This is a genomic window from Patulibacter americanus DSM 16676 (genome assembly GCF_000420025.1).
Taxonomy (GTDB): Bacteria; Actinomycetota; Thermoleophilia; order Solirubrobacterales; family Solirubrobacteraceae; genus Patulibacter; species Patulibacter americanus.
Map to the genome: position 1 here is coordinate 269,882 of NZ_ATUD01000001.1, position 13,415 is coordinate 283,296.

Below are 13,415 nucleotides of genomic sequence, written 5' to 3' on the forward strand. Positions count from 1 at the left end.
GCCGCGGCGCGAACAATCACGAACCGCACGTTGTAGATCGCGCAGGCGCCGGGCTGGTCGTCGGGTGTCGAACGGGGCCCGGCACAGCAGGCCCGTATCGGTCTGGGCGATGACCCGCACCACCACCCCGAGCAGGCCGACGAACCTCGGCGGGCCGTCCGGGACGGAAGCGTTCGGAGTCATTCGGACCCCGACACCCCGGGCCGGGGCCCGGGTTCGCGTGGAGCGGCCGATCGCGCGGGCAGCGCCGCAACACCGACGGCCATCACCCCGAGCCCGGCGAGGGCGTCCGCCGCTCTCGCGTTGGAGGTCTCCATCGCGAGCGCCGTCGCGAGCGCGAAGCCGACGAGCAGCGCGGTGAGCAGGGGGGCCAGCCCCGACGGGGTCCGGCGCACGGCGTCGACCCCGTGGGCGGCCGCGAGGGCCAGGGCCACCAGGACGATGCCGACCGCCAACGGGGTGCTGACGTCCCAGACGTTGCCGCCGACCGTGGCCACCCCGGCGTACGCCCGTGAGCCGATCGAGACCACGCGCCAGTCCGTCGGCAGGGTGCTCGCGACGATCAGGAGCGCCCCGACCATCCCGAGCGCAGCACGCGCGACGACGGGGACGGTCCACACGCGCGACACGGCGCGAGCGTACCGGCCGTGACGGGGTCGGCCGAACTCTCGCCCTAGAGCGCCCGCGCGAGCCCTTCCGCCAGGTCGCCCCGCGGCACGACCGTCACGTCGTCGAGCCCCAGCCAGCCGGCCATCGCCCGCAGCTCCTCCGCCAGCTCCCGCGCCACGTGGCCGCGGTCGATGCCGTCCTCGCCGTGGGTGGCCTGCACGAGCAGGGTGCCGGCCGCGCGGTCCGCCTTCAGGTCGACCCGCGCCACGAGCCGGTCGCCGAGCAGGAAGGGCAGCACGTAGTAGCCGTGCACCCGCTTCTCCCTCGGCACGTAGATCTCGAGCCGGTAGCGGAACCCGAAGAGCCGCTCCGTGCGGGTGCGCTCGAAGATCAGCGGGTCGAACGGGGCCAGCAGCGCGCGGGCCTCTACGCGCCGGGGACGGCGGGCGTCGACGTGCAGGTACGCGGGGCGCGCCCAGCCGTCGATGACGACCGGCTCGAGCTCCCCCTCCTCGACGAGCTGCGCGATCGCGGGCTTGACCTGGGCCGGGGACAGCCGGAAGTAGTCGCGCAGGCACTGCTCCGTGCCGACGCCGTGGGCGCGCGCCGCGATCCGCACGAGCTCACGGATCGCGTCGGCCGGCTCCGGGTCCGGCGCGTCGTGGACGGCCGGGGGAAGCACGCGCGACGGCACGTCGTAGCGGCGCTCGAACTGCGACGTGCGGCCGGCCGAGGTCACCTCGCCGACGAAGAACAGGTACTCCAGCGCCCGCTTGACGGCCGACCAGTTCCACGCGTAGCCGTTGCCCTGACGCTCGACGGCGAGCACGGGGTGCGCCTCGTCCTCCTCGCGCAGCCGGCGCTCGAGCTCGACCGCGGTGAGCGGCCCGTGCGCGGCGACGGTGGCACGGACGAGCTCGAGGGTCTCCGGGGTGTTCTCCGCGCGGCGGATCATCCCCCAGCCCTCGTCGTGGATCCGCGCCATCCGCCAGCGCAGCAGGCGGTGCGTCTCGGGCGGGACGAAGGAGGCCTCGTGCGCCCAGTACTCCACGAGCCGTCGGGGCCGGCGAGCGGTGGCGCGCTCCAACAGCTCGAGGTCGTAGGGCCCGAGGCGGCTGAACAGCGGGAGCAGGTGCGCGCGGGCGACGACGTTGACGGAGTCGATCTGCAGCAGCCCGACCCGGTCGAGCGCGCGCCCGACGTGGGCCATCGTCAGCCGCTCGGGCGGATGACGGTGCACCCGGTCGGCGAACCCCTGCGCCGCCAGGGCGATCCGCCGGGCGGCCGGAACGCCCAGCCGCCGCGGGGTGGCGGCAGCCCCGCTCACGACGGGGCGGGGGCGTCCGCCGACGCGCGCAGCGCAGCGATGCCGCGGGCCCACAGGGCGTCGAGGTCGTAGCAGTCGGGCACGCGGTCCTTGAGCTCCAGGTCGACGAGCCCGTGCCCGAAGGCCCAGATGCTGACGCCGGCGATGGCGTCGTTCTGGACGGCCTCGCGCAGCGCGATGCTGCCGTAGAGCTCGGCGGAGCGCACGTGCGGCCCGCGGTCCAGCGGCCCCGACATGTTCAGCCGGTAGAGCTCGGGGTGGTCGAGCGCCCACTGCCGGTACGCGCCCATGACCGCGGCGACGGGATCCTCGGCGCCCTTGACGGCGGTGCGCGCGAGGTCGCCCTGCTCGCGCAGGGCGTCCGCCAGCATGGCGTTGATGAGCGCCTGCTTGTCCGGCAGGTGCTTGTAGAGGGAGGGCGCCGCGACGCCGAGCTCGCCCGCGATGACGCGCATCGACATCGCCTCGACCCCCCGCTCCTCGAGGATCTTGCGCGCCACGGCGACGATCTCGCGGGCCCGGGGCGTGAGCGGGACGACGACCCCGCCGTACTCGAGCGGGTTGGGGTCGATCGAGTCCGGGTCGACCGGCGGCACGGGGCGCCGGTCCTCGCGCCGGCGCAGGCGCGCGACGCCGCCCTCCCAGATCACGTCGGCCGGGAACGCGGGCGGGAGCCGGCCCTTGATCTCGAGGTCGACGAGCCCACGGGCGAAGGCCCACACGACGATCGCGCCCTCGTAGTCGTCCTGCATCGCCCGGCGCAGCGGGTCGCCGGAGTAGAGGACCGCGGCCTGCACGAGCGGGCCGGGGTCCAGGCGCTCCGCCGTGCACAGCTCGTGGAGGGCCGGGTGCTCGAGCGCCCACACGCGGTACTCGGTGACGAGGGCAACGAGCGGATCCTCGGCGCCCTCCACGGCCGCGCGCAGGAGGTCGCCCTGCTCGCGCAGCGCCTCGGCGATCAGGGCGTCGAGCAGCGCCTGCTTGTCGGCGAGGTGCTTGTAGAGGGAGGGCGCGCGCACGCCCAGCCGGGTGGCCAGGCGGCGCATCGACAGCGCCTCGAGGCCGTCCTCCTCGACGAGCACGCGTGCCTCGGCCAGGATCTCCCGGACCCGCGGCTTGAGCTCCGGGACGGCGGCGTCGATCTCGGCGCGCTCGTCGGCGGTCACGCCCCGCGGCAGCGCGTCGTCGTAGGACCCGGGGACCATCTCGGCCCCCCGCGGTGAGCTTCCTGACGGCATCAGCCCAGCACCTCTCGCGCGGCGGCGCGCAGGTCGTGGGGCAGCTCGCCCAGGGCGTCCTCGTCCAGCACGAACGGGGCCGAACCCGTCAGGTCCTCGGCGGGCAGGCCCGCGAGGTGCTCCTCGCGCAGCCGGTGCACCACCGCGTGATCGCTCCACGCGGTGCGTCCCGGGGTCCCGTCCTGGGCGATGCCGTCGGCGATCAGGCGCATCGCGACGAGCGACTCCGCCTCCTCGCCGACGCACTCGAACGGCTTGTGCTCGCGCAGCCCCGCCAGGTCGGCGAAGCCGTCGTACTGCTCCGGCTGGTCCAGCATGTCGACCCCGAAGATCGGCCGGAGATCGTCCGGCTCGAGGAACGGGGCGAGCGCGAGGAAGACGAACCGGCACTTCGGGCAGTCCCCGCACCAGTTCGAACGACGCCGCGCCGGGTCGAGCCGGAAGACGGTGTTGCACGAGGTGAAGTGCGGATGGAAGCGCGTGAGCCGGCTGAACGCCCGGGCGATCGCGAGCTCGCTGGCGGGTCGCAGCACGGAGCGGTAGTCCAGGCCGGTGGCGATCTCGGCGCCCAGCAGCTCGCGCAACGCGCGCTCGAACGCCTGGCCCTTGCTCCACTGGTGGTTCACGTCGAGGCCGTCCCAGACGAGGTTGCCCTCCGAGGCGGAGCGCTCGTTGGCCATCGCCACCGCGTCGGCGCCGTGGAGCACCGCGGTCATGAGCGCGATCGTCGAAACGACGGCGGTGACGGGCACGTGGCCGTTCAGCGCGCCGGAGGCGTTGACCTCGCCGATGTTCGGGGAGAGGCTGCGCAGCGCGACGGCGTGCGGCAGCCCCGTGACCTCGACGCAGCGCACGATCGGCGTGGCACGCCCGACGGAGAAGGGCAGCGCCTCGCGCCCCGCGCGCTGCACGATCTCGAGCGCGACGACGGAGTCCTTGCCCCCGCCGATCGGCACGAGCGTGCGGCCCGTCGCCGGCAGCGCGACGGCGGGCGCGGGGGCGTCGGCGTCGGCCGCGGGGAACGCCACGCGCTCCCGCACGTCGATCTGGTTGCGGTAGGCGAACTCGCCCAGACCGAGGGTGTAGACGTCCTGCAGCAGCGCGCGCAGCCGTGGCGAGAACGCCGTGCCCCGGCCGTCGGTGCCCGGCTCGAGCACCATCCGGCGCGGCACCGCGGTCTTGTAGTACGAGACCCCGGCGAGCAGGTGCAGCAGCCGGGCCAGGCGGCGTAGCGTCTCGCGGCGCTCGTCGTCCTGCGGCCACGTCACGCCCTCGAAGCGCACGGTCTCCGTGAAGGTGACCGCATCGTCGAGCGCGTACTCGAGCGCCACGGTGCAGGCGGCCTCGTCGATCGTCGCGTCGACGAACCGGAAGGATCCGAACGACGATGGATCGAAGGCGGCCGACGGCGGGACCAAGGTCGAGGATGCGGGGGATTCGGGGGATCCGTCGCTCACCTATCCAGGGTAACGGCCCTACTCGCCGGTCCGCGCCAGAACGGGTGTACGCCTGGACGGGGCCTGGACGCCGGAGACGAAAGCGACGTGCTGGCGCCGGGTCAGTCCGTCGCGAGCTCCCGCGTGCGCACCTTGCCCGTCGCGCCCCGCGGCAGCTCGTCGCGGAAGACGACGTCGCGGGGGACCTCGAACCGCGGGCGGTGCGCCCGGACGTGGTCCCGGACGGCGCGGGCGGAGAGCCGCGACCCGGGCCGCCGCACCACGTAGGCGGCGAGTCGCTGACCGTAGACGTCGTCGTCGACCCCGACCACCGCGACCTCGCGCACGTCGGGGTGGGCGGTGAGCAGCTCCTCCACCGGCCGGGGGAACACGTTCTCGCCGCCGGTGACGACCATGTCGTCCTCCCGCCCGAGCACGAACAGCCGGCCCAGGTCGTCGAGGTACCCGACGTCGCCCGTCTCGGTCAGCCCGTCGCGGCGGGGCAGCCGCGTCCCGTCGGTGTAGCGGTCGTTCGCCAGCCCGCCGCCGACGTGGATCAGCCCCGTCCGGTGCGTCGGCAGCGGCACGCCGTCGCGGTCGAAGATGCGGACCGCGGCGCCCAGCGGCACCCGGCCGGCGGTCGTGGGCGCCGCGCGCAGGTCCTCCGGGCCGGCGATCGCGCCCCAGCCGACCTCCGTCGCCCCGTAGAGGCTGTAGAGCCCGTCGCCGAAGAGGTCCATCCAGCGCGTGGCGAGGTCGCCCGGCAACGCCGACCCGGACGACGCCGTCACGCGCAGGCTCGACACGTCGAGGGCCTCACGCACGTCCGGGTCGAGCTCGAGGATCCGCCGCAGCATCACGGGCACGGCGACGAGCACGTCGACGTCGTGGCGGGCCACGGACCGCAGCACGTCCTCAGGCTCGAACTCGCCGCGCAGCACGACGGTCCCCCCGAGCAGCATCGCCATCATCAGGTTCGCGAAGCCCCACGCGTGGAACAGCGGCGGGGCGATGAGGAACCGTCCCCCGTCGCGGTAGGGCATGCGGTCCAACAGCGAGACGGGCGCGTCGAGCGCGATGCGGCTGCGCCGCGTGCCCTTCGGCACCCCCGTCGTGCCCGAGGTGAGGAGGACCACGCGGCCGGGCGAGCCGGGGAACGACAGCGGCCGCTCCGCGCCCTCGACGATCAGCTCCTCCAGCGCGCGCACGCCGCTGCGGGGCGGATGCGCGTCGTTCCACGCCGAGACGACCCGCGAGATCGAGCGGCCCGTCCCGGCGTCGGACGCCCGGCGCGGCCCCAGGGCGTCGTCCATGAGGTCGAGCAGGTCGGCGTCGCAGACGAGCGCGGTCGGGCGCTCGCGGTCGAAGACGGCGCGCACCTGCGGCGTCGCGAACGCCGTGTTGACGAGCAGCGCGTCGGCCCCCGCCTTGCCCACGGCGATGAGCGCCTCGACGAACCCCCGGTGGTTGCGGCACGCGATCGCGACGCGGTGCCCCTCCCCCACCCCGCGGTCGCGCAGGGCGACGGCGAGCGCGGTCGTGCGCCGGTCGAGCTCGGCGTAGGTCAGCGCGCGGTGACCGTCGACGATGGCCAGGCGGTGCGGGTCCCGCGCCGCGGCCGCCGCGTAGGCGCCCGCGGGGGTGGCGCCCCAGCGGGCGAGCTGACGCGCGATCGTCACGTAGCGGTCGGGCCGCAGCGGACGCAGCAGCCCGGCGCGCGCGAAGACCTCGGCCCCGCGCGCGGTGCGGGCCACCACGGCCCGCGGCCCCGGCAGCCGCGGCGGCGGGTCCTCCGCCAGCAGCAGGCGCTCGACGGCGCGCAGCGTCTCGCGCAGGCGCCGGCGCATCTCGGGCAGGGCGACGAGTCCCGCGACCGCCCCGGAGACGCCGCCGGGCGGGTTGTAGCGGGCCCGCAGCGTGATCCGCGTGCCGTCGCCGAACGGCCGCACGCGCAGGGCGACGTGCAGGTCGACCCCCGTCACGCCGCTGGCCACGACGTCGCGGCCGTCGGCGAAGACCGTCACCTCGAGCTCGCTCCCGAGCTCGGCCGCGCCCACGCGCAGGACGGACCGCAGGCGGGTGCCGCGGCCGAGGGGTCCGTCCCCGAGGACCTCGAGGGTCTCGAGCCCCGGCATCGCCCGCACGGCGACCCGCGGGTCGACCATCGTGCGCCACGCGCGCTCGGGGGCGACGGGCAGGTCGATGCGCTCCGTGATCCGCACGGCTCAGCCCACCACCGGCAGGCGGCGCCTGCGACCGAGCTCGGTGAGCATCTCCTGCATCGTCGCCGCCAAGTGGTCCAGGACGGCCCGCTCGTCCGGGTCCGGCCCGAACTCCGCGCGCACGTCGACCGGCGGCAGCACCTGCACCACGAGCTTCGCGGGCAGCGGCAGGTGCCCGAGGACGTCGCCGACGTTCAGCCCCCACGGCGGGGCGACCGAGAGCGGGACCGCCCCGATCCCGAACCGCCGGTCGAGCCCGAGCCGGCGGGCCAGCGCCTCGCCCCGGCCGAGGAACAGCGCCGTCTCCTGCCCGCCGATCGACACCACGGGCACGATCGGCACCCCGGCGTCGAGCGCGAGCCGGACCACGCCCGGGTCGTCCCCCAGGTCGATCCGGGCGGACTCCCAGCTCGGCCGGTGCGCCTCGCGGTGACCGCCCGGGTAGACGAGCACGCAGGACCCGGCGGACAGCGCCTCGCGGGCCGCCGCGTCGTCCCCCGGCAGCGCCCCGAGCCGCCGCAGGATCCCGAGCCCGGGCAACGAGGTCAGCACCGTGTCGACGAGCACGTGGAGCGGCCGCTCCGGGCCGAAGAAGCTCGTGAACCCGAGCGCGAAGACGAACGAGTCGGGCGTCATCGCCCCACCCGAGTGGTTGCCGACGAACAGCACCGGGCGCTCGCGGGGGATGTGGTGCAGCCCGCGCACCTCGGCCCGGAACCAGAGGCTCGCGACCGTCCAGGCGATCGGGAGGGCGTCGCGGACGAGCAGGCTGTCGCGATCGTCGAGGTCGGCCGGTCGCACCCGGGAGCGCACGGCGGCCTGCGCCGCGCTCGCGGCCGTGCGGGCCGGCGTGGCGACGGCTTCCGTGGCGGTGCGGCGCAGCCCGCCGGCCGCCCCGGCGAGCTGGCCGAGCAGCCCCCGCGCCGCCCGGGCGGCCAGCGGCCGTGCCGGACGGTCGGCCACGGCGACGGGCTCGCGGGGGTGGTCGGTCGGCGGAGCGGTGCGGGGCATGCGGAAGACGGCCGGGCGCCCCCGGCCCGCACGGGCACCGGCGGCGCGGTGACCGCCAGCGTATCCCGCATGCCGGGCACCGTCGAGCGCCTGCCGGGCGTGGCGAGACCGGGCGCGGCTCAGCCGCGACGCATGAGGCGTCCGACGGCGGCCATCAGCTCCTCCGTGCGCTCCTCGGCCAGTCCGGGCTCGGCGCCGAGCACGCAGTGGCGGGCGTGGTCGTCCAGCAGCCCGAGCGCCACCTTGTCGAGCGCCGCCTGCACCGCCGCGATCTGGGTCAACACGTCGATGCAGTAGCGGTCGTCGGCGACCATCCCGTCGATGCCGCGGACCTGGCCCTCGATCCGCCGCAGCCGCTTGCGCAGTCCGTCCTTGCTGGCCGCATAGCCGCGGGCCGGCGCGGCGGACGCGGCGGAGGGCGTCGCGCCCGAGGCGTCCGCGGGCGCCGCGCCGGCGGGCGGGGCGTCGGTGGGCGCGGCGTCGGTGGCGGGCGGGGCGTCGGTGGATGCGGGAAGGTCGGTCGGCTGCGTCATGCTGGGCACCTGGTCGGCGGCGTGCCGTCCTATGATACCCCCAGGGGGTGTCGCAGGCAGCGGCACCGTCCCCCGACCCGTCCGCACCGCCACCGCAGGAGCACCAGCCCATGAGCACCGCCGAGACCCACCAGTACGTCGTCCAGGGCATGACGTGCCAGCACTGCGTCGCCTCCGTGACCGAGGAGGTCTCCGAGGTCGGGGGCGTGACGGGCGTGGACGTCGACCTGGCGTCGGGTCGCGTCGCGGTGCACGGCACCGGCGTCGACGAGGAGGCGGTCGTCGCGGCGGTCTCCGAGGCCGGCTACAAGGTCATCGACTGACCCGCGGGCGCGCCCGGGTGCGCCGACGCGACGCGGAACGCGCGCCGGGGCGGACACGGCGGTGTCCAACTGCCCTCGACGCGCGCGGGCGTCGGGCGTATGCTGGCGCGCACCGGCCACCTCCCTCCCCGGCCGGGCCCTCGCCATGCCCTTCTCCCTCGCCGCACGATGACCGCGCCATCCGCCACCGCACCGGCGCGCGACCGCGTCGACATCCGCCCGACCGCCGCGCTGCTCCGGGACTCCGTGGAACGTCACGGCGTCGACGTCACCTGCAGCCGCTTCCGCCTGTGCCGCCGCCGCCTCGGCGCGATCGTCGCGATGCGCACGACCCGCGGCCAGCACGCCCACTTCCTCGACCGCGGCTGCGTCGAGGACATGATCACTCACGGTCCCGAGACGTTCGGCGTCCTCCACGTCCCGCTCGCGGGCACGCTCCAGGCCCGCCTTGGGGATCTGCTCCTCGAGCGCGGCGCCGAGACCCTCGCCCGCGACCTCCAGGTGGACCTGCCCCGCGGGGCGCGGTTCGTCGAGCAGATCACGATGGGCCGCGCCGGCAACGGCGCCCGCGTCACCCACGTCTGCGCGTCGATCGCCGAGCACGCCGGCATCGACCCGTCGAGCCTCGAGGACTTCGCCATCGAGCGCGGTTGGTGCGGGACCTGCACGGAGCACGTGCTGGTGGCGGGCGACCGCCGCTGCCCGTGGTGCGACGCCGCCGTGGCGCTCGACGAGCGCGTCTCCTCCGCCGTGATCGCGGCCCACGCCCCCGCGCGCATCAGCGCCGTCGCTCGCGCGAGCTGACACCCTGGCGGGGTGGCCCGCCGTCGCCTCGCCGCGCTCCTCGTCGTCGTGGCCACCCTGCTCGTGGTCGTGGGCCTGCCCCTCGATCACGCGCACCGCACCACCCGGCCCGCGCAGATCGGCGCCCACGCCGAGGCGCTGCTGGAGGAGCCGGTTGTCCGGACCGCCCTCATCGCAGACGCCACCGACAGCGTCACGGGTGCCGTGGCCGACGCCTCCGGCGCCCCCGACGCCACGGTGCGCCCCGCTGTGTCGCCCCTCGTCCCGCGCGTGGTGGACGCCCCTGCGTTCCGCCCGGCCTGGCGGGCCGCCGCCCGGCGCGCCGTGCGCGACCTGCGCGACCCCGACCGCCGGCGCATCGCGTTTCGCGTCACCGACCTCGCCGCGGTGACGACGGCCGCGACGGGCCCGCTGCCGGCCGTGATCGGCACCGGGCTGCAGGCGGCCGGCGACGTCGACCTGGCGGGCTTCACGCGGTCGCGGGCCGACGCCGAGCGGACCGCGCGGGCCGACGAGCTCAGCGCGCTCGGCCGGCCGGCGCTCGGCGCCGCGGTGCTGCTCGTCCTGCTGGCGCTCGTCCTCTCCTCCCGGCGCCGCTCCACCCTCGTGGGCGTGGGCGTGGGGGCGGTCGTCGCGGGCGTGGCCGTCGTGGTCGTCGAGCTCGTCGGGCGCTCCGCCCTGCTCTCGGGCGTGTCCGACGTCTCCGACCGCCGGGTCACCGCCGCCGTCTGGGACGAGCTGCTCGGCGGGCTGCGGACCGAGGCGGTCGTGCTCGCCGCCGTCGGCGTCGCGGTCGCGGGGATCGCCGCAGCGCTGCGACCGCAGGCGCCGCCCGTCAGGGGGCCACGGGGTCCCGTGGCGCCGGGGGGACCGCTGCATCCGGCGGCACCGTCGGGCCCACGCCGGCCCCGCCGAGCCGCCCGGTGACGACGGAGATGGCCGCCTCGAGCGTGCCGGGCGCCACCGTGCGGGCGAGCGCGAGCGCGGCCCCCTCGCGCGGCGTCACGGCGTAGGGCCGCGCCGCGATCGCCTCGAGCACGAGCGCCGCACCCTCGTGCGGGCGCAGGGCGGGTACCCGCCGGTACGCGGCCGTCGGCGCGATCATCGGTGTGCGCACGAGCGGCATGTGGACCCCGGTGACGCGCACCCCGTCCGCCCGCACCTCGTTGGCGACGCAGCGGGAGAACGTGTCCAGCGCCGACTTCGACGCCAGGTAGGCGGCGAACCGCGGCGTCTGGAGCAGCAGGCCCTCCGAGAGCACGTTGACGATGTGCCCGCGACCCTGCTCCCGCATCGCCGGCAGCAGCCCGAGCACGAGCCGCACGGGGCCGTAGTAATTGACCTGCATCGTCCGCTCGAAGTCGTGCATCCGGTCGTAGGACTCGGCGATCGGCCGACGGATGGAGCGCCCCGCGTTGTTGACGAGCACGTCGACCGCTCCGTGGTCGCGCAGCACACCCTCCGCCAGCCGGCCGACGGCGTCGAGGTCCGTCAGGTCGCACGGGTGGACGAACGCCCGCCCGCCCTCCGCGACGATCCGCCCGGCGACGGCCTCGAGCTCGTCGGTCGAACGGGCGACGAGGAGGACCCGCGCCCCGGCACGACCGAGCGTGACGGCCGTCTCCTCCCCGATCCCCGAGCTGGCGCCCGTGACCAGAACGGTGCGGTCGCGGACGGCCGCGGTGAGGCCCGGGCCGGTCGCGCGGCGTACCAGGCGAGCCGGTGTGTTCGGGAGTCGCGAACCGAGGGTGAGAACGACGTGGCGCGCCTCGTCGGCGCGACGACGGATGCCGCGCATCACCGGTCGTGGTGGGGGTCTGAACGCATGGCGCGACGCTACCTACGGCCGGTAGCAAACGCAATAGGCGCGGCGTGTCCGAACGTTCGGACACCCGATCGGGGGGCACCGGACACGAAATTGCGCCTGCCGTCCCGGCCAAGAGGTACATTCGCATGCGCTTTGGCCCTCATCGACGACTTCCAACGCCAGATCGACGCTCGCCTGGCCGAGCTGCAGCCCGCGTTCGCGGAGTACACCGCGCTGCAGCAGCTGCGCGAGGCGATCAACAGCCTGGACCCCGAGGCCGCCGCAGCGCACGTGAGCCTGTTCCCGTTCCCCGTCGCCACCGGCGCGGCCCCGAACGGCCAGCCCGATGCCCCCACTGCGCGTCCGACCCGCACGACCGACGGCGCCAGCACCGCCCGCCGACGCCGGGCCCGCGCGGCACAGGAGCAGCCGCAGGGCCCGACGGTCGAGGAGCAGAACGCCGCCTACGCCGATGCGGCCATCGAGCTCGTCGGACAGGAGCCGGGCCTCACCGCCGGCCAGCTTGCCGAGCGGATGGGCGTCCCCGCGAGCGTCCTCTTCCGCCTGCTCCCCACGCTCCAGCGCGAGGGCCGACTCCGCAAGCAGGGCAAGGGCTACCGCCCGGCCTGAGATGAACAGTTGTCCGTTCGATGTGCACCTGCGAAGGTGGGCCGGACGGCGAACCGAGAGAGCCTCCGTGCACCGCCTACGCCCCGCCCATCACTCCGACACCACGCATCGCGTCCCCCACCGTGCTCGATAACGAGGGACGTACCCGCCGCCCGGACCAGCTGCCCCCCGGGCGCCACGGCATCCCGCGCGAGGCGGTCGTCCAGAACCAGCGCGAGCGCATCCTCCGCGCCGTCGTCGACGTCGCCAGCGTCGCGGGCTACGGCACGATGGTCGTCGAGGACATCATCTCGACCGCCGGCGTCTCCCGCCGCACCTTCTACGACTACTTCCCGAACAAGGAAGCGGCGTTCCTCGAGGCCTACGACCAGGCCGTCGACCAGCTCAAGGAGCAGGTCGGCAGCGCGTACGCGATCGAGGGCGACATCTTCCAGAAGACGACGTCGGCCGTCTCCGCCCTGATCAACACGCTCGCGGACGACCCCGCGATGGCCGAGATGGGTGTCGTCGAGGTCCTCGCCGCCGGCGCCGAGGCGATCGAGCGCCGCGGGCGCGCCATGCAGCGCCTCTCGACCCTGATCACGGACGGCGTCGAGTCCACGGGCGGCGCGCCCACGATGCCGCCCCTGACGGCCGAGACCATCACCGGCGGCATCCACGAGGTCATCTACTCCCGGGTCCTGCGGGGCGAGCTCGAGGAGCTGCGCGACATGGTCCCCGACCTCGTCTACGCGATCTTCCTGCCCTACATGGGCACGGACGGCGCCGACCACGCCCGCACGAAGGCCGTCGAGTTCCTCACGGCCCGCGACGGCGACGCGGCCGCCGCTGGCGGCCGCGCGGGCTGAGAGACCCGCCGCGGGCGCGCGGCGGCCTGCGTGGCCTCAGGCGGCGGTCGCCCGCGGAGCCTCGGGCCGGCGGCCCGCTGCGGACGGCTCCTGACCCCACAGGGACACGGCCTCGTCCGGAAGGTCCGAGAATGACCCACCGTCGTCGAGGCAGTCCTGCAGGAGGGTGCAGACCTCGCCGAGGAACATCTCGAAGCTCAGCTCGGGCACGCGGGCGCCGCCGCAGCGGTACCAGTGGGCGGTGAGGGTGCGGAGCACGCGGCCTCGCGTCAGCTCGCGGTGCCAGACCACGGGCCCGTCGACCGAGGCCGGGAGGCGCGCCAGGACGCACGCATCGCAGACCTGCGGGTCGGCCTCCAGGGTCTCCACGAGGGCGGTCATGCCCGCGTGCAGGGCCTCCCGCCAGACGGTCGGGCGCAGGAACGCCTGCTCCCACACCTGGATCAACGGCACCGTGCGGTCCGGGACGGGACCAGTCTCGAGCACCTTCATCGCCACACACTCGTTTCGCCGGGGGACGCGACCTGCCGGGCGAAGCTACAGGCGCCGGAGGGCCGCGACAACCGGCCGTGGACGCACGCGCCAAACGGGCGCGAGCGGCATGGCCGGACGTTGGAAACGCCCGCT

General features: G+C 75.5%; 14 protein-coding genes. 5 read left to right on the top strand and 9 right to left on the bottom strand.

The window, feature by feature from the left end; translation table 11 throughout:
• Nucleotides 1-179: 179 nt before the first annotated feature.
• The 7 genes from F593_RS21485 to F593_RS31170 all read right to left on the bottom strand — a co-directional run bounded on the left by F593_RS21485 (nt 180) and on the right by F593_RS31170 (nt 8,208).
• On the bottom strand, nt 180-629 hold the full coding sequence (locus F593_RS21485; RefSeq protein ID WP_022926962.1) for a hypothetical protein: 450 nt from the start codon (nt 627-629) through the stop codon (nt 180-182).
• Nucleotides 630-673: 44 nt separating this feature from the next.
• A complete protein-coding gene (locus F593_RS0101315; RefSeq protein ID WP_033205455.1) occupies nt 674-1,936 on the bottom strand; it encodes a winged helix-turn-helix domain-containing protein in 1,263 nt (420 codons plus the stop codon).
• The gene (locus tag F593_RS27570; RefSeq protein WP_022926963.1) at nt 1,933-3,141 is read right to left on the bottom strand and encodes a TetR/AcrR family transcriptional regulator; all 1,209 of its coding nucleotides are present in this window, start codon (nt 3,139-3,141) and stop codon (nt 1,933-1,935) included. The genes F593_RS0101315 and F593_RS27570 overlap by 4 nt, the downstream gene beginning before the upstream one ends.
• Nucleotides 3,142-3,173: 32 nt before the next feature.
• Nucleotides 3,174-4,631 (bottom strand): MurL-like N-terminal domain-containing, encoded by a 1,458-nt coding sequence (locus F593_RS21500; protein WP_157251466.1) that lies wholly within the window; start codon nt 4,629-4,631, stop codon nt 3,174-3,176.
• A 101-nt stretch (nt 4,632-4,732) separates the two neighbouring features.
• Nucleotides 4,733-6,832 (bottom strand): AMP-binding protein, encoded by a 2,100-nt coding sequence (locus tag F593_RS0101335; RefSeq protein ID WP_022926965.1) that lies wholly within the window; start codon nt 6,830-6,832, stop codon nt 4,733-4,735.
• A gap of 3 nt (nt 6,833-6,835) precedes the next feature.
• Entirely contained in the window at nt 6,836-7,843 is a 1,008-nt protein-coding gene (locus F593_RS0101340; RefSeq protein WP_022926966.1) for a lysophospholipid acyltransferase family protein, read from the bottom strand.
• A 119-nt stretch (nt 7,844-7,962) separates the two neighbouring features.
• The gene (locus F593_RS31170) at nt 7,963-8,208 is read right to left on the bottom strand and encodes a metal-sensing transcriptional repressor (RefSeq protein WP_051160405.1); all 246 of its coding nucleotides are present in this window, start codon (nt 8,206-8,208) and stop codon (nt 7,963-7,965) included.
• A 278-nt stretch (nt 8,209-8,486) separates the two neighbouring features.
• Between F593_RS31170 and F593_RS0101350 the strand changes: the two genes are divergently transcribed.
• From F593_RS0101350 to F593_RS0101360, 3 genes are all read left to right on the top strand, one after another.
• Complete coding sequence (locus F593_RS0101350) at nt 8,487-8,699, top strand: heavy-metal-associated domain-containing protein (protein WP_028721334.1); 213 nt, start codon at nt 8,487-8,489, stop codon at nt 8,697-8,699.
• A 168-nt stretch (nt 8,700-8,867) separates the two neighbouring features.
• The gene (locus tag F593_RS0101355) at nt 8,868-9,503 is read left to right on the top strand and encodes a hypothetical protein (RefSeq protein ID WP_022926969.1); all 636 of its coding nucleotides are present in this window, start codon (nt 8,868-8,870) and stop codon (nt 9,501-9,503) included.
• A 12-nt stretch (nt 9,504-9,515) separates the two neighbouring features.
• Entirely contained in the window at nt 9,516-10,430 is a 915-nt protein-coding gene (locus F593_RS0101360) for a hypothetical protein (RefSeq protein WP_022926970.1), read from the top strand.
• Here the strand turns inward: F593_RS0101360 and F593_RS21510 are convergent.
• Nucleotides 10,339-11,301, bottom strand: a complete 963-nt coding sequence (locus F593_RS21510) for an SDR family NAD(P)-dependent oxidoreductase (RefSeq protein ID WP_084629374.1) — start codon at nt 11,299-11,301, stop codon at nt 10,339-10,341. The genes F593_RS0101360 and F593_RS21510 overlap by 92 nt on opposite strands.
• Nucleotides 11,302-11,463: 162 nt before the next feature.
• On the opposite strand from F593_RS21510, the gene F593_RS0101370 reads away from it, so the two are divergent.
• Nucleotides 11,464-11,940, top strand: a complete 477-nt coding sequence (locus tag F593_RS0101370; protein WP_022926971.1) for a helix-turn-helix domain-containing protein — start codon at nt 11,464-11,466, stop codon at nt 11,938-11,940.
• 122 nt (nt 11,941-12,062) lie between these two features.
• Nucleotides 12,063-12,788: a TetR/AcrR family transcriptional regulator gene (locus F593_RS21515; RefSeq protein ID WP_022926972.1), complete on the top strand. Its 726-nt coding sequence runs from the start codon at nt 12,063-12,065 to the stop codon at nt 12,786-12,788.
• A gap of 36 nt (nt 12,789-12,824) precedes the next feature.
• Here the strand turns inward: F593_RS21515 and F593_RS0101380 are convergent, their stop codons facing one another.
• Nucleotides 12,825-13,280: a hypothetical protein gene (locus F593_RS0101380; RefSeq protein ID WP_022926973.1), complete on the bottom strand. Its 456-nt coding sequence runs from the start codon at nt 13,278-13,280 to the stop codon at nt 12,825-12,827.
• Between the last annotated feature and the right edge of the window lie 135 nt (nt 13,281-13,415).